Annotated in this window: 14 protein-coding genes; 6 read left to right on the forward strand and 8 right to left on the reverse strand. The window is 70.3% G+C overall.

The genetic code is table 11. The annotated features are described in order from the left end of the window. Positions 1–189: 189 nt before the first annotated feature. From ACWDMM_RS32145 to ACWDMM_RS32155, 3 genes are all read right to left on the reverse strand, one after another. Positions 190–474: a hypothetical protein gene (locus ACWDMM_RS32145; protein ID WP_195080822.1), complete on the reverse strand. Its 285-nt coding sequence runs from the start codon at positions 472–474 to the stop codon at positions 190–192. Then, positions 471–3,077: a helix-turn-helix transcriptional regulator gene (locus ACWDMM_RS32150; RefSeq protein WP_195080823.1), complete on the reverse strand. Its 2,607-nt coding sequence runs from the start codon at positions 3,075–3,077 to the stop codon at positions 471–473. Before ACWDMM_RS32150 ends, ACWDMM_RS32145 begins: the two co-directional genes overlap by 4 nt. A gap of 116 nt (positions 3,078–3,193) precedes the next feature. After that, complete coding sequence (locus ACWDMM_RS32155) at positions 3,194–4,483, reverse strand: adenylosuccinate synthase (RefSeq protein ID WP_195080824.1); 1,290 nt, start codon at positions 4,481–4,483, stop codon at positions 3,194–3,196. Positions 4,484–4,764: 281 nt separating this feature from the next. On the opposite strand from ACWDMM_RS32155, the gene ACWDMM_RS32160 reads away from it, so the two are divergent. Continuing rightward, the gene (locus tag ACWDMM_RS32160; RefSeq protein ID WP_323124691.1) at positions 4,765–5,424 is read left to right on the forward strand and encodes a hypothetical protein; all 660 of its coding nucleotides are present in this window, start codon (positions 4,765–4,767) and stop codon (positions 5,422–5,424) included. Next, complete coding sequence (locus ACWDMM_RS32165) at positions 5,421–6,197, forward strand: site-2 protease family protein (RefSeq protein ID WP_195080826.1); 777 nt, start codon at positions 5,421–5,423, stop codon at positions 6,195–6,197. The genes ACWDMM_RS32160 and ACWDMM_RS32165 overlap by 4 nt, the downstream gene beginning before the upstream one ends. Before the next feature lie 321 nt (positions 6,198–6,518). Here ACWDMM_RS32165 and ACWDMM_RS32170 read toward each other — a convergent pair whose 3' ends face one another. Further along, entirely contained in the window at positions 6,519–7,655 is a 1,137-nt protein-coding gene (locus tag ACWDMM_RS32170) for an FUSC family protein (protein WP_357110587.1), read from the reverse strand. A 72-nt stretch (positions 7,656–7,727) separates the two neighbouring features. Next, positions 7,728–8,180 carry a DUF3151 domain-containing protein gene (locus ACWDMM_RS32175; RefSeq protein WP_195080827.1) on the reverse strand — a complete coding sequence of 151 codons (453 nt, stop codon included), beginning with the start codon at positions 8,178–8,180 and terminating at the stop codon, positions 7,728–7,730. A 1,863-nt stretch (positions 8,181–10,043) separates the two neighbouring features. Between ACWDMM_RS32175 and ACWDMM_RS32180 the strand changes: the two genes are divergently transcribed. Next, positions 10,044–11,282 carry an Rv0361 family membrane protein gene (locus tag ACWDMM_RS32180; RefSeq protein ID WP_449941281.1) on the forward strand — a complete coding sequence of 413 codons (1,239 nt, stop codon included), beginning with the start codon at positions 10,044–10,046 and terminating at the stop codon, positions 11,280–11,282. Positions 11,283–11,380: 98 nt separating this feature from the next. After that, positions 11,381–12,442, forward strand: coding sequence for a fused (3R)-hydroxyacyl-ACP dehydratase subunits HadA/HadB (locus ACWDMM_RS32185; RefSeq protein ID WP_449941282.1), 1,062 nt, complete (start codon positions 11,381–11,383; stop codon positions 12,440–12,442). A 10-nt stretch (positions 12,443–12,452) separates the two neighbouring features. Here ACWDMM_RS32185 and ACWDMM_RS32190 read toward each other — a convergent pair whose 3' ends face one another. Continuing rightward, positions 12,453–13,919, reverse strand: a complete 1,467-nt coding sequence (locus ACWDMM_RS32190; RefSeq protein ID WP_449941284.1) for a DUF4185 domain-containing protein — start codon at positions 13,917–13,919, stop codon at positions 12,453–12,455. Between the two features lie 283 nt (positions 13,920–14,202). Between ACWDMM_RS32190 and ACWDMM_RS32195 the strand changes: the two genes are divergently transcribed. Both ACWDMM_RS32195 and ACWDMM_RS32200 read left to right on the forward strand, forming a co-directional pair. Further along, on the forward strand, positions 14,203–14,568 hold the full coding sequence (locus ACWDMM_RS32195) for an excalibur calcium-binding domain-containing protein (protein ID WP_195080831.1): 366 nt from the start codon (positions 14,203–14,205) through the stop codon (positions 14,566–14,568). 35 nt (positions 14,569–14,603) lie between these two features. After that, positions 14,604–14,930, forward strand: a complete 327-nt coding sequence (locus tag ACWDMM_RS32200) for an excalibur calcium-binding domain-containing protein (RefSeq protein WP_323124689.1) — start codon at positions 14,604–14,606, stop codon at positions 14,928–14,930. Here ACWDMM_RS32200 and ACWDMM_RS32205 read toward each other — a convergent pair. Continuing rightward, positions 14,927–16,045 carry a BTAD domain-containing putative transcriptional regulator gene (locus tag ACWDMM_RS32205; RefSeq protein WP_195080833.1) on the reverse strand — a complete coding sequence of 373 codons (1,119 nt, stop codon included), beginning with the start codon at positions 16,043–16,045 and terminating at the stop codon, positions 14,927–14,929. The genes ACWDMM_RS32200 and ACWDMM_RS32205 overlap by 4 nt on opposite strands. A 25-nt stretch (positions 16,046–16,070) precedes the next feature. After that, a complete protein-coding gene (gene fbaA, locus ACWDMM_RS32210; protein WP_195080834.1) occupies positions 16,071–17,105 on the reverse strand; it encodes a class II fructose-bisphosphate aldolase in 1,035 nt (344 codons plus the stop codon). Between the last annotated feature and the right edge of the window lie 97 nt (positions 17,106–17,202).

Raw genomic sequence — 17,202 nt, forward strand, 5'->3', positions numbered from 1 at the left:
ATTTTCTAGCTACGTTAGCCCTTGAACCCGCGGTTCGCGGCCCGGCTCGGGTGTGCGCGGCCGCCGCGTACGCGACGAAGGAGCAAGCGGCGGTCGCGCACACGCGAGCCACAAAGGGGCCGCGAACACTCAGCGCCGAAGGCGCGGCAATTCAGCACAGCACACCCAGCGCCGCGGGCGCTGGAGAAATCACAGCACCGGGTGGGCGCGGTAGAAGTCGCAGGCTTCTCCCGTGATGTAGCCGTCCTCGCAGCCGAAGTAGGTCTGGATGCAGGCGTTCGTCGAGCAACCGAGTTCGATCAGCTTCTGCCTGACCCGGGCGTTGCGCTCCTGCGGCGTCTCGGTCTTCGGCGCGACCGTCGCCGAGGCAGGCGCAGAACTGGGAACTGGCTGCGGCTGCCGGTCCGAGCATCCGGCGGCCAGGACCAGTCCGGTCGCCATCGTCGCGATCACCGCGGCGGGCCGCAGGGTCACATCGCGCTCCCGGACTCACCGCGCATCAGCGCGCCGAGGGACTCCCGATCGGTGACGTCCATCTTGATGCAGGCCCGGTAGAGATGGCCTTCGACGGTGCGCACCGAGACGGTGAGCCGGTCGGCGATCTGCCGGTTGGACAGGCCCGCGGCGACGAGGTTGGCGATCTCGCGTTCCCGCGCGGTCAAGGGCAAGGGTTGCGCGGCCTGCCGCAGCGCCGGGGTGCTCGCTCCGCCGCAGGCGGCGGCGAGCCGGTTGGCCGCGGCGGCGGACTCCAGCAACTTGCGCCGGTCCCCGGCGCGCTCGTGTGCCGAGGCGGCCTGCGCCGCGGCGTCGGCGGCCGACAGCAGCACGCCGATGCGCTCGAATTCGGCCGCGGCCGCGTCCAGCCCGGGTCCGTCGTGGGCGGCGAGCGCGACCGCGTGCCGCGCTTGCGCCTGGACCAGCCGCCCTTCCACCCGGTCGGCCAGTTCCGCCAGTCGCCCGGACACGGAATGGTCGCCGAAGCGGGCCGCGGTGTGCAGCGCCATGGCCTCGATCGCGTGCTGATGCGAGCGCGCGGCCGCGTCCGCGGCGCCCACCGCGATGCGGATGGCGGGCGTCACGGTTCCTTCGGCTGCGGCCAGCCAAGCACGCGCCACTTCCAGTTGCGGTTCGTACACGGCGCTGTGCCTGCCGCCCCGCGCGGTGGCGTGCGCGATCGACTCGGCGGCCTCGACGGGCCGCCCGAGCGCCGAATACGCTTCCGCCAGGCGGATTCGCGCGGGGAACATCCATGCGGCCGCGCCCTCCGCGGCCAATGCGGCCAGCGCCTGTTCCAGATTCTCGATGCCGTCCAGGAAGCGGCCCTGCGCCACATCGACGGTGCCTTGCAGGATCTTCGACATGCCCCAGGCCAGATACTGACCCGGCGATGAGTAGCCGACGAACGCCCCCGCGCAGCGCCTGGCGGCCTCCAGATCGCCCGCGAATGTCAGGGCGAGCACCTCGGCGTGCGTGGACATGAAGCGGTTGAGCCCGTCGATGTGCTCTTCCACCTCGTGCCCGCGGGCGGCGTACCGTCTGGCGTCCTCGGCCTTGCCCATCAACGCCGACGCCAGGCCGCCGCCGAACGACGCCCACCACACCGCCCACGGCGGCGCGCCGTCGGCGGACATCACCGCCTCCGCCTCGGCGATCGCGTCGTCGACGCGGTTCTCGTTCACCAGGCTGGCGGACGCAAGACCGGTGAAGATGGCCGCGATCTTCGGATGCCGCACCTTCCCGCGCACGAGCTTCAGCACCTCGTCGGCGCGATCGGCATCGCCCATGGCCCACAACAGGTTCGCCACCCTGGTGCTGCCCCAGCGCGCCAACTGCACCTCGTCGAGCTGGTCGGGGTCGAAGCTGGCCAGGGTGCGCTCGGCCTCGATCCGGTGCCCCTGCCACAGCAGGGCGCGCGCCAGCAGGTCGGCGGCCTCCACGCCGCCGCGCCGCTCCACGGCTGCGCGGGCGAAACGCTCGCCCAGCGGCAGATTCGCCAATCCGATCGCGTCGGCCGCGGCCGCTTCGAACAATTCCAGATCCGCGGATTTGTCACTGTCCAGCGCCAATTCGGCCAGCCGGATGCGGTCGGCGGCGGAATTGATCCGGCGTTCCTTGAGCGAGGAATACAACCGGCCGCGCAGCCGCCGCGCCGAGGCGATGCCGAGCCTGCGGCGGATCACCTCTCCGAACAGCGGGTGGTTGTAGCGCACGATCAGGTCGCGCGAATTCTCCACCACCCGGATCACACCGCGCGTTTCGGCGGCTTCCACCGCGTCCTCGCCCGCCAATTCGGCGAGCACGTCGAGATCGATCGGCTCGCAGAAGGTCAGCAGTTCCAGCACCCGCAGCACCGGCTCGGGCAACTGCTCGACCCGGTCCTCCAGCAGCGCGGCAAGCTCCGAGGTCACCGCCGCGCGTCCACGCAGTTGCCACACGCCGTTGACCTGACGCAGCGTGCCCGCCTCCAGCGCTCCCTCCACCAGATGCCGCAGGAACAGCGCGTTTCCGGCGGATGACTCCCACATCAGATTGGCGGTGAACCCCTCGAGCTGCCCGCCGAGCATCGACTCCACCAGTTCGACGCTCTGGCGCTGGGTGAACGGCCGCAGGTCGATGCGCGTCAGGTGGCCGTCTTTCCACAGTGAGGTGACCGCGTCCGGCACCGGAACGCCGCTTCGCACGGTCACCACGATGTGCGCGGCTTTGTCGATCGCCAGTTGCAGCAGCAGCGTGGCGGAGAGCTGATCGAGCAGATGCGCGTCGTCGACGCCGATCACCGTGTCACCGTCGGCGAGCAACGCCTCGCGCGCCGCCGACATGAACGTGACCGGATCGTGCGCCGTATAGACGCCGACCATGTGCGCGAACACGCCCAGCGGGATGCTGCGCGCCGACTCGGTGCCCGCCACCCAGCGGACATTGCCCCCGATCGCGGAGGTGGCGTGCCGGGCCAGGGTGGTCTTGCCCACCCCGGCGTCGCCGGTCAGTACCACGCCGACGTGCTCCGGACCGGTCAGCGCCGCACGGATCGCCTCGAATTCGCTCTCGCGCTCGATCATCGGCCAGTTCCGAGCCATGTTCCAACTGTAGTTCTTCACCGATCATGATCGAAGCCGAGCGAGCACGATAGATGTGGCGAATTTCCGGTGATCTTGCCGAAATTCCGCTGGCCGACGCGGAATTCGAACAGGTTCTAACCCAGTACGTCGTGCCGGACGATGGTCTGGTCCCGCCCAGGACCCACACCGATGCAGGAAATACGCGCGCCGGACAGCTCCTCCAATCGCAACACGTACGCCTGAGCGTTGGCGGGCAGCTCCTCGAAGGTGCGCGCACCGGAAATGTCCTCCCACCAACCGGGCATTTCCTCGAAAATGGGCTTCGCGTGATGGAATTCGGTCTGCGTGGTCGGCATCTGCTCGACCCGCTCGCCGTCGACCTCGTAGGCGACGCAGATCGGCACCGTCTCCAGACTGGATAGAACGTCCAGTTTGGTGAGGAAGTAGTCGGTGATGCCGTTGACCCGGGTGGCGTAGCGCGCGATCACCGCGTCGAACCAGCCGCAGCGGCGGGCGCGCCCGGTGGTGACGCCGACCTCGCCGCCGGTCTTGGCCAGGTACGCGCCGAACTCGTCGAACAGCTCGGTGGGGAACGGACCGGAACCGACCCTGGTGGTGTAGCACTTCAGGATGCCGAGCACCGTGTTGATCTTGTTGGGTCCGATGCCTGCGCCGACCGCCGCGCCGCCCGCGGTCGGGTTCGACGAGGTGACGTACGGGTAGGTGCCGTGGTCCACGTCGAGCAAGGTGCCCTGCGAGCCCTCCAGCAGGACCGTCTCACCGCGCTCGAGCGCAAGGTTCAGCCGCAGCCTGGTGTCGGCGATCCGGTGCTTGAAGCTGTCCGCCTGGGTGAGCACCTCGTCCACCACCTGCTGCGGGTCGAGCGCGCGGCGGTTGTAGATCTTGACCAGCACCTGGTTCTTGAACTCCAGCGCCGCCTCGACCTTCTGGGTGAGGATCTTCTCGTCCAGCACGTCCGCGACGCGCACGCCGACGCGGGCCACCTTGTCCTGGTAGCACGGCCCGATGCCGCGGCCGGTGGTGCCGATCTTCTTGTTGCCGAGGAAGCGTTCGGTGACCTTATCGATGGCCACGTGGTACGGCATGATCAAGTGCGCGTCGGCCGAGAGCAGCAGCCCCGAGGTGTCGACGCCGCGCTGCTCCAGGCCCGCCAGCTCGTCCAGCAGCACGCCGGGGTCGACGACGACACCGTTGCCGATGACGTTCGTCACGCCGGGGGTCAGGATGCCGGAGGGGATCAGGTGCAGGGCGAAGTTGTCGCCGTTGGGCAGGACCACGGTGTGACCCGCGTTGTTGCCGCCTTGGTACCGAACCACCCAGTTCACCCGACCACCGAGCAGATCGGTTGCTTTGCCCTTCCCCTCGTCGCCCCACTGGGCGCCGATCAGGACGATTGCCGGCATGGTCGTGTCTCCTACGGTTCGACAGGCAACACTGGTGTGTTGCAGCTACCTGCCGTACTGAGGCGGTGGCCGGAAGCACAGTCTAGCCGACCCGTCCCGAGCGGCATCGCGGCGGATCTCGTCGTAGGCTCGACAACCGTGTGGCCGCGGCCGGGCAGGGCTAAGGTTGCACGGCACGCCGAGCGGCAGCGCGGCGGGCACGGGCGAGCCGCAGCGGGTTCGCCAGGCAATGGCGAGGGGCCCGACGGTGTCGGCTCGAACCGAGGAGGGTGTACGGCAGCTTGAGTACCCATGTTCTCCGCTGCGACGGCGCCCCCGTACCCATCGCGCTCGCGGCGCTGCCGACCACCCAGACGGCTGTCGTCCCCGATCCCGCCGTGATCGATGAGCTGCTTCCCGTGCTGGCCGCCGACAGCCTGCCGCGCCTGATCGTGCTGGGCGACGACGCCGCGCTCGCCGCGGTGCTCACCCATCTGATGCGCACCGAGCGCCTGCACGTGGAGATCGGGTACGTCCCGGTCGAGAAGACCTACGCCTCGCGCGCCTACCAGACCGGCACCGGCAACGCCGCCGCCAAGCGCGCCATCGGCGGCCGCGCCGTGGAGACGCCGCTGGTCCGCGACGACACCGGCAAGGTACTCGCGGGCCGGGCGGTGATCACCGGCGTCGGCGGCGATCGGCTCGAAGGCGAGGCCTACGTCGACGACACGCTGCTGTTCTCCGGTGAGGTGACGGCCATGCTCGTCTCGCCGTGCCTCGAACCGCCAGGTGTGCGGGCTGCCGTGCGGCGCAGGTTCCGCAAACGGCGCTGGGTGGAGGGGCGAGCGGCGCAGCTCGGCACGCCGGGCGCGATCGTGACCAGGGACGGCGTCCGCGCCGATCGCCCGGCGCCGCGCTCGAGTTTCTACCGCCATCACGAACCCTGGCTGCTGGTGCGATGAGTTTTTCCCTGAACCGCCGATCGCGTGCGGTCCGGCCGAGCCCGGTGTTCCTGCTCGTGGTCGTGGTGACCGCGGTCGGCGGCGCGCTGGCCTGGGATGCACCGCTGGATTCCACCAGAGCCAAGGCCGGTGTGTTCGTCCTCGTGGTGTTCGGCTGGGTGGTCTCGCTGTGCCTGCACGAGTTCGCCCACGCGTACACGGCGTGGCGCGCGGGTGATCGCGAGGTGGAGTTGCGCGGCTACCTGACGCTCAACCCGCTGAAGTACAGCCATCCGCTGCTGTCGATCGTGTTGCCGATGGTGTTCATCGCGTTGGGCGGGATCGGCCTGCCCGGCGGCGCGGTCTACGTGCACACGCACAATGTCGCGCCGCGCACGCAACGGATCATCAGCGGCGCGGGGCCCGCCGTGAACGCGCTGTGCGCCGTGCTGCTGCTGGCGATCGTGCGGATCTGGGGCAGCTCCGGCACGCACGCCGCGTTCTGGTTCGGCCTGAGCTTCCTCGCGTTCCTGCAGATCACGGCGACGCTGCTGAACCTGGTCCCGCTGCCGGGCCTGGACGGCTACGGCATCGTCGAGCCGTCGCTGAGCTACCAGACCAGACGCTCGCTCGACCAGTTCAAGCCGTTCGGCATGCTGATCCTGTTCGCGCTGCTGTTCACCCCCGCGATCAACCAGGTGTTCTTCGACGCGGTGTACGCGCTGTTCGAACTGTCCGGCGTTCCGTCGAATTGGTCCCGCTACGGCAGCTACCTGACGCGGTTCTGGACCTGATCTTCGGCGACCCGCCGCAGCGGCCGTGCTGCGTGGCGCGGGGCCGCCCGGTCGGGTTGCCGAACGGCCCCGCTTCTTCGCCCGTGTCCGATCCCGCCCCCTCCCGGCCGCCACACCCCTTGGCCGGGAGGTCCTTTCGTCCACGTGCGAAGCGATCGACCGCGATACCCCGCGACTCGCGGTCACATCGCAAAGCTACGACGAGACGACGCGCGCAACCCGAGTAGCGGACTACCCGAAGATCGAATTCGCGGCGCGCCGCGTCCGGCGCGGACCACTGTGCCCGGCACGAATGTCCGAATACCGCTGAGTAGTACGGCTTCAGACCTCGGGCCGCACGTAAGGGTTCTTGACCGTCGGCGGCAGCAGGGCAATCGCCGAGATACGTTGCACGCCACACACCTGCATCAGGTCTACCAGCGTGGATCGCACCTGCGCGAAGACGACGTGCGCCGAAAGCCCCGCGCCGGCTACCAATTCCGGTCGCGCGCCCTTCGCGACCGAGCGCAAGACGCGGGCCGCCTCGGCGCGGTCGGGCTGCTCGCCGGGGTCGGCCAGCATCATCCGGCGCACCACGTCGACGGCCTGGCCGAGCCGCTCCACTTCGTCGATCAAGCCCGGGTTGAGGATTTCGTCGTCGCGCACCAGGGTCAGGGAGCGCCGCAACAGGACTCGGGTGTTGCGGATGGCGTTGTCCAGCGGATCGGCCGTGGCCCTGATGCGTTCGAGGCGGGGGCGGGAGTTCCAGTACAGCGGGGAGATCCGGCTGATCTCGCGACCGCCTTCCAGGGTGGCGCGCAGCGAGTCGATCTGCGGCTGGGTGGCGCGCATCGCGGTGAGCGCGCGGTGCAGCTTCTCCGGATCCTGTTCGAGCAGTCCGTCGGCGCATTCGGTGATCGATCTGCCCATCACGCCGAGGATGTCGGCGGCCAGCGTCCGCGCCCTGCGCACGGGATGCAGGGGGATCGCGGCGACCACCACCACGCCGACCAGACCGCCCACCAAGGCGTCGATCATGCGGGAAAGGCCACCGCCCGCCGATGGCGGCAGCAACGTCGCGACCAGTACGGCGGAGCTCGCCGCCTGCACGGTGATGACCGGACCGCCGTCCAGGAACACCGCCGCGGCCATGGCGACCGCGACCACCAGCGCGATCTGCCACACGCCGGTACCCGCGTGGGAAATGAACAGATCGCCGATGCCGATGCCGACCGCGACGCCGACCACCAGCTCCACCGAGCGACGCAGCCGCGCGCCGAAGGAGATGCCCATCGACACGACGGCGGCCGTCGGCGCGAAGAACGGCAGCGCGTGGCCGATGACGTGATGCGCGAGAAACCAGGCCAGCGCTGCGCCGACCGCGCACTGGACGATCGGCAGCGCCGACCGGCGCAGCCGGGCCCACGAGGCGCGCAACCGCGCCGTGCCGCGCGCGCGGGCCGCGCCGAACCGCGACATCGGGTCGAACGCACCCGGCGCCAGGCCGCCACCCGTCATCGAATCGCTACGCGGTGCTCCGATCACTACGACTCAGTCGAGACCGAGCTCCGCGGCCGCGTTGGGGTCGCAGTCTTCCAGCAGGTCGAGGCAGCGCGCGTACTCGTCGTTCTCGCCGATCGCCTTGGCGGCGCGAGCCAGCGCGCCGACGCTGCGCAGGAAGCCGCGATTGGGTTCGTGGCTCCACGGCACCGGACCGAAGCCCTTCCAGCCGTTGCGGCGCAGCAGGTCGAGGCCGCGGTGGTAGCCGGTGCGGGCGAACGCGTACGCGGCGATGATGTCGTGATTGACCGCATCGTCCTCGGCTTCGCCACGGGACAGCGCCGCCTCGGCGAGATGCGCCCAGGCGATCGAGGCGGCGGGGTGCTCGGCCGCGACCCGCACCGGATCGGCGCCGTCGAGGAGCGCGTCCTCGGCGTCGGAGAGTTCTGGTAGCAATACCGGTTGCGGTCCGAGCAGGTCACCGAACGAGGTCATGCGGTTCATTGTGCACCGCACGACGGTTTGCTCGTCAGGCGGCTGCGCTCAGGCGGGGAGACGGACGGCCGCTGTTTCGCCGATGCCGGTGTGCCCGGTCCGCGGCCTATCTCGTGGCTGTCCGACCCCGGTTCGGCGCCGATGACTTCGCAACGGCCGCGTGCACCCCGCGGACGGCTGCGTCCCGCTCGTTCCCGTGACGCCGTCCCCTCTTCCCACCCCTGCGCCGTCCACTGCGCGAGTCGCTCCGCGTCCGTTCGGATCGACGTGGACTGATGCCGGACCTCGCCGGGCCACGACCATTAGGCTGGCCGTCGAGTTCAAACAGTTCCGCTTTGACGAGGGGTGTGCGTGTCCGACCCGAACGACGAGAAGAATCCGGCGCCCAACAGCGCCGAACCGGCCGACGCCGCCGGGGCCGACGCACGCCCCGGCGCTGGCACCGACCGCACCCCGGCCGCGGACAAGAGCGGCCCGGCGGCATCCGCCGCGCCCACCGAACGCATCGCCAAGGCGCAACGGCCGGATGCCGCGCCCGCCGGGGCCGGCCCATCCTCGGGTCGCGGCGCGTCGGCGGCGAGCCCGAAGGCGGGGTCGGGCGGTTCGGTTCCCGGCGCGCAGGCAGCCCGAGCATCCGCCGATCCGGGCAGCGGTCCGACCTCGTCCAAGAGCACCGACGCGCCGTCGAACGCGGGGGGCGCGAAATCAGCGAACGGTCCTGCGGGCCAATCGAACTCACCGGCCTCCGCCCAGAGGCCCGGCGGCTCCATGCCTGCGGGGACCGCGCAGAACGCGGGGTCCGGCCAAAGCGCGGGGTCCGGGCAGCCTCCCTCGCCCGCAGCGGGCGGCGCGAAGCTCGTAACTCCGGACAATCGAACAGGCTCCGCCGCACGACCTGCTTCCTCGAATCCCCCCGCTGCCGGCGTCCGGAGTGAGTCGGCCGCACCCAAGGCCAGTGGCACGACCTCCGAGGGCACACCGTCCTCCGGTCCGGCATCCGACGCGAAGACTCCGTCGCCGAGTTCAGCGCCGAGACCCGCGGGCGCGGCCGCTTCTGGCGCGCCGGGCAGCGTCGGTAAACAGAACCCCCCTGCCGCCACACAGCACCAACCGGGCCGACCCGGCGCGACACCAGCGGGCAGCCAGAACACACCACCACCCTCCGGCTCCGCACCGGGCGGCGCCGGTAAATCGCACGCACCCACTGCCGCACAGCCCCAACCGGGCCGACCCGGCGCGACCCCGGCAGGCAGCCAGAACACGCCCCCATCCTCCGGCTCCGCACCGGGCGGCGCCGGTGAATCGCACGCACTCGCTGCCGAACAGCCCCAAGCCGGCCGACCCGGCGCGACCCCGGCAGGCAGCCAGAACCCGTCGCCGTCCGCAGGCTCCGCCGCTTCGAGCGCGCCGGGCGTCAAGGGCGCGGCGCCTTCCGGACCGGCAGGTCCCGGCCGGGCGAACGCCCCGATAGACGAGGTCGGTAGCCGATCAGCGCGCACCGGCGCGGGCGCGTCCGCACCGAGTCGGACCACGGGCGCCGATGCGGAGACCACCGAGATCGACAGCAAGTCCGCGTCGAAGCAGCGGGAGTCCGGCGGCGCACCGCGGCCCGGTTCCGCACCGAACCCACCGCAGACCGGCAGCGCACCGAAGCCCGCATCCGCACCGAACCCACCGCAGACCAGCGGCGCACCGAAGCCCGCATCCGCACCGAACCCACCACAGACCAGCGGCGCACCGAAGCCCGCATCCGCACCGAGCCAGCCGGAGACCGGCGGCGCACCGCGGCCCGGTTCCGCACCGATCCCACCACAGACCAGCGGCGCACCGAAGCCCCCCACCGCGCCGAACCAGCCCGGCGATGCCCGCACTGTGGTGATCAAACGGGATCAGACGCCGTCGGGTGCGGCGCGCGGTTCCGCGCCGGGCACGGCTCCTGCGAGCGGATCCGCTGCGCAAGACGCTGCATCGCAACCAGTTCAACCCGCCAAGGGCAAGGCAGCACCCGAGTCCGGTGCGAAAGCGGGACCCGCCGGTGGCGCGGCCGCCGCGAAGGGGACGCCGGGCGCGTCGGGTGATTCCCCTTCCGCCGCCTCGGAGGCGAAGAGTTCGCCGAGCCCGCAGGGCGGCGAATCCGCGACCGTCGTGATACGCAAGCCGCAGCCGTCGGCCGGACCGGCTCCCGCGCAGGAGCGCGCCGCCGAATCCACTCCGGCCGAGGCGCAGAACCCGCCCGGTTCGGATGACGTCACGATGGCGATGCCGGTGGTCGGCCTGGACGACGCGAAGACCGTCGCGCTGCCCATCCAGCGTCCCGCCGACGGCGGAAGGCCGGGCACCGATCGCGTGGTCACGCCACCGGCGGGTCCGGTTCCGGTCACCAAGCCGCCGAGCACGCCGCGTCCGGCTCCGGGCCCCAAACAGCCCGGCCCGCACGGCGCGCCGCCGCAGCACGGACCGGGAGTCGAGGACACGCGCCCGTCGCCGCAGCGCCCCCAGGGCCGGCCGCGACAGGTGGCGACAGCGCCGTCCCCCGCGGACGTCCAGCAGACCGTGCCCGCGCAGTCGATGGGCGATCCGCGCGCGCCGCAGACCCGGCCCGTCGCACCGCCGCAGCGGATCCCTCCGGCTCCGCAGCCCGGCGCGGGCGCGTCGGCCGGCGGCCCGGCTCGGCCCGATCGACGGCTGATCGTGCTCGGCGCGGCGGCCGTGGCGGTGATCGCGCTGATCGGGGTGATCGTGGCGCTGGTCACGATGTCCGGCGACGACTCTCCCGAGGCTCAGGTGCGCAGCGCCATCACCAGCTACACCGACGCGCTGAAGAGCGGCGATCTGGACGCGCTGCGCTCCACCACGTGCGGTCCGCTGCACGACTTCTATCAGGGCATTCCGAGCGACCAGTTCGCCGGCGTGCACAAGTTGTCGATGGAACGCAAGAACATCCCGGTGGTGGACAGCATCGACGCCATCCGCATCACCGACGGCACCGCCATCGCGCAGGCCACGGTCTACACCGAGGCCGACCCGGCGAAGCGGTCGGCACGCACCTTCGACCTGCAGCGCACCGACGACGGATGGAAGGTCTGCGACCCGCCCTCGAGCACCCAGTAACCGCGCCGCATTGTGATAGCGGGCACGCATCGATGCCGGTCACGCACGTCACACCCACCTGGTCAATGGTCCGGTCCGGCAGTAGCATGGCCCGGATCATGAGCAGGGAGCAGACGATGGCGCGGCCGGAAATCGATGTCGTCCCGGTGACGCCGATCGGACAGCGTTTCCGGGTGCGTGACCACTACGAGGTCGGCCGGGAGAAGGTCAGGGAATTCGCCCGCGCGGTACAGAACCACCACGCGGCCCACCAGCGCGAAGCCGACGCACGCGCGCTCGGGTACTCCGGGCTGATCGCGCCGCCGACCTTCGCCTCGGTGATCGGGATGAGCGGGACGAGGGCGCTGCTCGACTCGGTGCTCACCGAGTACGACCTCTCGCAGTTCCTGCAGACCGATCAGGTCTTCGAGATCTACCGGCCGATCCTGGCCGGCGACCGGGTGCGCAGCGAGATCATCATCGAATCGATCCGGCAGTTCGGCGACAACGACTTCATCCTGGTGCGCTTCTCGCTGAGCAACCAGCACGGCGAGGTCGCCATCGTCGGGTCGACCACGATCGTCGCGCGCCGCGGCGCCGAGGTCGGCGCCACGCTCGACGACGTGGTGGAGAACATCATGATGCACGGCCGCCCGGTCGAATCCCGCAGCGCCGACTTCGCGCACAACGACGCGCTGGTGTCGCTCGGCGTCAGCCCTCTGGTGGAGCCGGAGCGGCACGAGTCCACACCCGTGCACACGCTGCCCGCCTTCGACGACCTCGCCGCGGGCGATCGGTTGCCCGACGGCGCGTTCCGGCTGACCCGCGGTGACCTGGCGAACTACGCGGGCGTGTCCGGCGACGCCAATCCCATTCACTTCAGCGACCACGCCGCGCAGCTGGCCGGGCTGCCGACGGTGGTCGCGCACGGCATGCTGACCATGGGCTTGGCCGGCGGCTACCTCACCTCCTGGCTGGGCGATCCCACCGCGATCCAGAAGTTCAGCGTGCGGTTCTCCGGCTTCGTCCCGGTCGCCGCCGACGCGGCTGGCACGGTCGAGTTCACCGGACGGATCAAGTCGCTGGACTCCGCCGCGCGCACCGCGACCATCCTGCTCGGCGGCACCTCCGAGGGGCGCAAGTTGTTCGGCCGCGCGCTGGCCGAGGTCCGGCTGCGCTGACCGGAGCGGATCACTCGCCGACGGCCGAGTGCATCAGGTAGACGTTGTAGTCGCTCCAGGTCGACATGGTGAAGTAGAGATCGGAGCCCGACGACCACGGGTGGATGAAGCCGCCGTACAACTCCGGATAGCTCAGCGCCGACACCGTCGGCGTGCTGTCGGACCACACGCCCTGCGGTGCGTCCGCCTCGCGGACGACGAGCGCGGCCTTCGTCGTGTCCAGGTAGCTCATCTGCCAGACGCCGCGGGCGGCGTCGTAGCGGACCGACAGTTCACCGACGGGGCCGTCCACGATCGGCGTGGCCGAGCCGAAGCCGCCGACAGGGGTCCAGGCGCCGTCTCGCCAGTACTGATAGGCGGTGGTGTTGAGCAGCTGGTCTTCCGGCACCCTGGCCAGGCCGACCGCGCCGAGGCGGGTATTGGGCGTGCCGAACATGTAGACGTAACCCCCGTGCGGCACCATCGCGCTGACCTGGAAGTTCGCCAGCCCGAAGATGTTGTCCCAGCGGGCGTGCGGATCCTTCGTCCAGGTCTGGCCGTGGTCGTCGGAGTAGGCGATGCCGCCGTAGTTGGTGAAGAACGTGCCCGGCAGGCTGTTCCAGGTCCGAATGGACATGTAGCTGAGGTACTGTCGCCCGCCCAGCGCGAAACCCGAGGTGGGAATGGTGGTGACCTCGACGTTGTCGAGCTTGCGGCTGGAGAGCACCTCGGCCGCGTGGCAGCGGTCGTCGGTGACCATCCGGTCGAAGCTCACCCCGTCGGCGAGATCGCGGTCGGTGCTGAAAGCCAGCACGTTGCTGCGCCAATCCAGCCCCATACCGCCGGGCGGATGGAAGCCGCGCCCGACGGTGTCGCCGAACGCCGTCGCGATCTCGCCGGGTGCGCTCTCCCACATGATGCCGAGATCGGTGCCGTCCACCTGCCAGCGTTTGTCGGTGCGGTTCACCGAGTTCGCCCCGGTCAGCTTCGCCACCTCGCGGGCCGGACTCAGGCGCGGGGCCGGGCGGGCGGGTGACTGCGCCGCGGGTTCGACCGGCGGCTGCACCGGCGGTGGTGGAGGCGGCACCTGGCCGGGATCGGGACCGGGGCCCGGGATCGCGAAGTGGAACGGTTTGGGATTGAGCAGGATCTCCGGAATGCCGAGCTGTGCGGCGAGACTCGGTGGGGGTGCGGGCAGATCGGTGAGATCGGGGCAGGGATTGGCGCAGGGGTCAGGCGGGAGTTCCATCCGCGTTCGCTTCGGCGCGGGTTCGGGCAGCTGGGCCGGGAGCACGGTGACCACCGGATAGGGAATCGGCACCTCCAGCGTCTTCGGCACCAAAGGCTCGTGAGTCGCCACCGGGTCGGTCGCGCACGGCCCGACTCCCGCGAGCGGGCCTGCCGCTTCGGGCTCGGCGGCGGCAGACCCGTCGGTGTACACGAGCATTCCCGCGCCGACCACGATCGCGCCGATCGCGGCGAACATTCGCATCGCCATTGCAAACCCCTCGAAATCCATTGCGGACACGAACCTTGCGAAGACGAACCAGGGGAACGACCCTACCCCGTTCGCCTTTCGAAAAGGGGCAGACCGACACGCCCAATAAAGAGGATGAATCTGCTTCATTTCCACGGCGAAGCGTCCCTGATTTGCTAGCGTCCATTTCGCGGCAACTCCAGTCGGGGAGAGCGGCCGTCGGAGCGCGTCTGCGCGCCTGAATTCGAAACCGTTTGCGCCGAGCGTGTTCCATCATGCGCGGCCCCGACCAAGAACGGATCACATGAAGAACGCACTCCTGCGCGCCTTGCTCGGCATCGGCTCCGCCGGTCTGCTCGCCACCGCCGTCGTCACCTTCGGGTCGCCCGTCGCCGCGGCAGATCCACTCACCGACCTGCTCTGCGGCTCCGGGTCCGCGCAGTTCTGCCCACCGCAGGCGGCGCCGCCTCAGGCCCCTCCGCAGCCGGGTAATCCACCGGCCCCGAACAACCCACGGCAGCCGAACAATCCGCCGCCGCAAGCGCCACCGAGCCCGTACTACAAGAACTGCACGGAAGTCCGCAACGCCGGTAAGGCTCCGCTGTTGCGCGGACAGCCGGGTTACGCCCCGCACCTGGACCGCGACAACGACGGAATCGCCTGCGAATAGGGCGCACCGGCCGATCCGGGAGCAGGATGGAGGACGTGACCAAGTCAGTTCTCCGCGTCGCACCCGCGATCGCGGCGGCGCTGCTGGCGGCGGGAGCGAGCGCGCTCGTGCCGTCGGTGGCGTCCGCCGCCGCGCCCCCGGCTGTCGCGATCGCCGGACCGCACGACGACCACCCGATCCCGCACAACCGGACCGGGCCGAAGGGCGACAGCGCGCGACCCGAGGAACCCGCCGAGCGGTCCCCCGAGATCTACACCGACTGCGACCAGGTGCGCGCCGAGGGCGCCGGGCCGCTGTACCGCGGGCAACCCGGCTTCAACGCGCACCTGGACCGGGATGGCAACGGCATCGCCTGCGACTAGTGCAGCGCCTGGAAGGTCAGGATCGTCCCGCCGATCCTGATCCGGTCGCCGTCGGCGAGCAGCACGCCGCTGTCGATCGCGTCGTCGTTGACGAACACGCCGTTGGCCGAATGCAGATCCTTGATGAGCAGACCGGAGCGACTCGGCATGATGTGCGCGTGGTAGCGGCTGGCTCGCGGATCCTCCAGCACCAAGTCGTTGTCGGTCATCCGGCCGATCCGCAGGCCGCCCTGCGCGATCGCCACCACGCGACCGTCCGGCATCCGCAGCTGGCCGGAGCGGACGGCGCGCGGCACCTCGGTGACCGTCTCGGTCATCGCCGCGGCCAGGCGTTCCACTTGCCGTAGTTCGACCGTGCTCAGCGGCTCCTGCCGCAGCACGCGCTGCTCCAGATCGATCAGCGCCGGTCCCGGATCGATGCCGAGCTCGTCGGCGAGCACGCCGCGCACCTTCCGGCACGCCTCCAGCGCGTCCGCCTGCCGGCCGGACAGATACAGCGCGGTGATCAACTGCCCCCACAGCGGTTCCCGCAGCGGGTGCTCGTTGGTCATCGCGACCAGCTCGCCGATCACCGAAGACGCTCGCCCGCAAGCGATCTCGGCGTCGATCCGGGCCGAAGCGGCCAGCAGCCGCTCCTCGTCCATGGCGGTGGCGAATCCGTCGGCGAACTGCAACCCGGCCAGATCGGCCAGCGCCCGGCCGCTCCACTCGCGCAGCGCGGAGCCGAACAGCTGCGCCGCCCCGGCGTGATCGCCCGCCTCGGCGGCGCGGGCGCCCGCCTCCCGCGCCGCCTGGAAACGGCCCAGATCACACGCGGTCTCGTCGATCTCCAGCCGGTAGCCCGACGACTCGGTGCGCAGCACCGCCGCCGGGTCGACGCCGGAATTGCGCAGCGCCTTGCGGATGTTCGAGACGAAGACCTGCAGACTGGCGGCGTAGGCGTCGGGCGGTTCCTCGTTCCACACCAGATCGGCGAGCGCGGCAGACGACACCGCGCGCCGCCGATTCACCGTGAGCGCGGCGAGCAGAGCTCGCGGTTTGGGCCCGCCGACGGCCACCGGCTCACCACCGACGAGCAGCCGAACGGGCCCGAGCACGCGCACATCCAAACTCATGTGCACCAAGCTGGGGGTATCAGGATCAGGCGCTGATCGAGCGTCCAGCCGACTTGAGATCGTTGCACGCCTCCACCACGCGCGCCGCCATCGCCGCCTCGGCCTTCTTCAGGTAGCTGCGCGGGTCGTAGGTCTTCTTGTTGCCCACTTCGCCGTCGATCTTCAGCACGCCGTCGTAGTTGGCGAACATGTGGCCGGCCACCGGCCGGGTGAACGCGTACTGGGTGTCGGTGTCGACGTTCATCTTCACCACGCCGAAGCGCAGCGAGTCCTCGATCTCGGACTTCAGCGAGCCGGAACCGCCGTGGAAGACGAAGTCGAACGGCTGCGCGTCGGCGCCGAGGCCGAGCTTGGCCGCCGCGACGCGCTGGCCCTCGGCGAGCACTTCCGGCTTGAGCACCACGTTGCCCGGCTTGTACACGCCGTGCACGTTGCCGAAGGTCGCCGCGAGCAGGTACTTGCCGTTCTCACCCGCGCCGAGTGCGTCGATGGTCTTCTCGAAGTCCTCCGGGGAGGTGTAGAGCTTCTCGTTGATCTCGGCCTCGACACCGTCCTCCTCGCCGCCGACGACGCCGATCTCGACCTCGAGAATGATGTTCGCGGCGTGAGTGGCCTTCAACAGCTCCTTGGCGATCTCGAGGTTCTCGTCGATCGGGATCGCGGAACCGTCCCACATGTGCGACTGGAACAGCGGGTTGCGGCCCGCGTTGACCCGCTCCTGGGAGATCGCCAGCAGCGGACGGACGAACGTGTCCAGCTTGTCCTTCGGGCAGTGGTCGGTGTGCAGCGCGATGGTCACGTCGTACTTGGCCGCCACCACGTGCGCGAACTCGGCCAGCGCCACCGCGCCCGTGACCATGTCCTTCACACCCTGGCCCGAGCCGAATTCCGCCCCGCCGGTGGAGAACTGGATGATGCCGTCGCTGCCTGCGTCGGCGAAGCCCTTGATGGCCGCGTTGATGGTCTCCGACGACGTGCAATTGATGGCCGGGAAGGCGAAGGAATTGGCTTTGGCCCGACCGAGCATCTCGGCGTAGACCTCCGGAGTCGCGATGGGCACTGTAAGACCTCCGTGTTGTGCGGCAAAGACCTATTTTGTCAGCCTTCACCCTAAGGCAGCGGTGTTTCGCCTGGTATGCAGGGAGGCGGTGCGCAGT

It is taken from the genome of Nocardia sp. NPDC003726 (assembly GCF_053586955.1).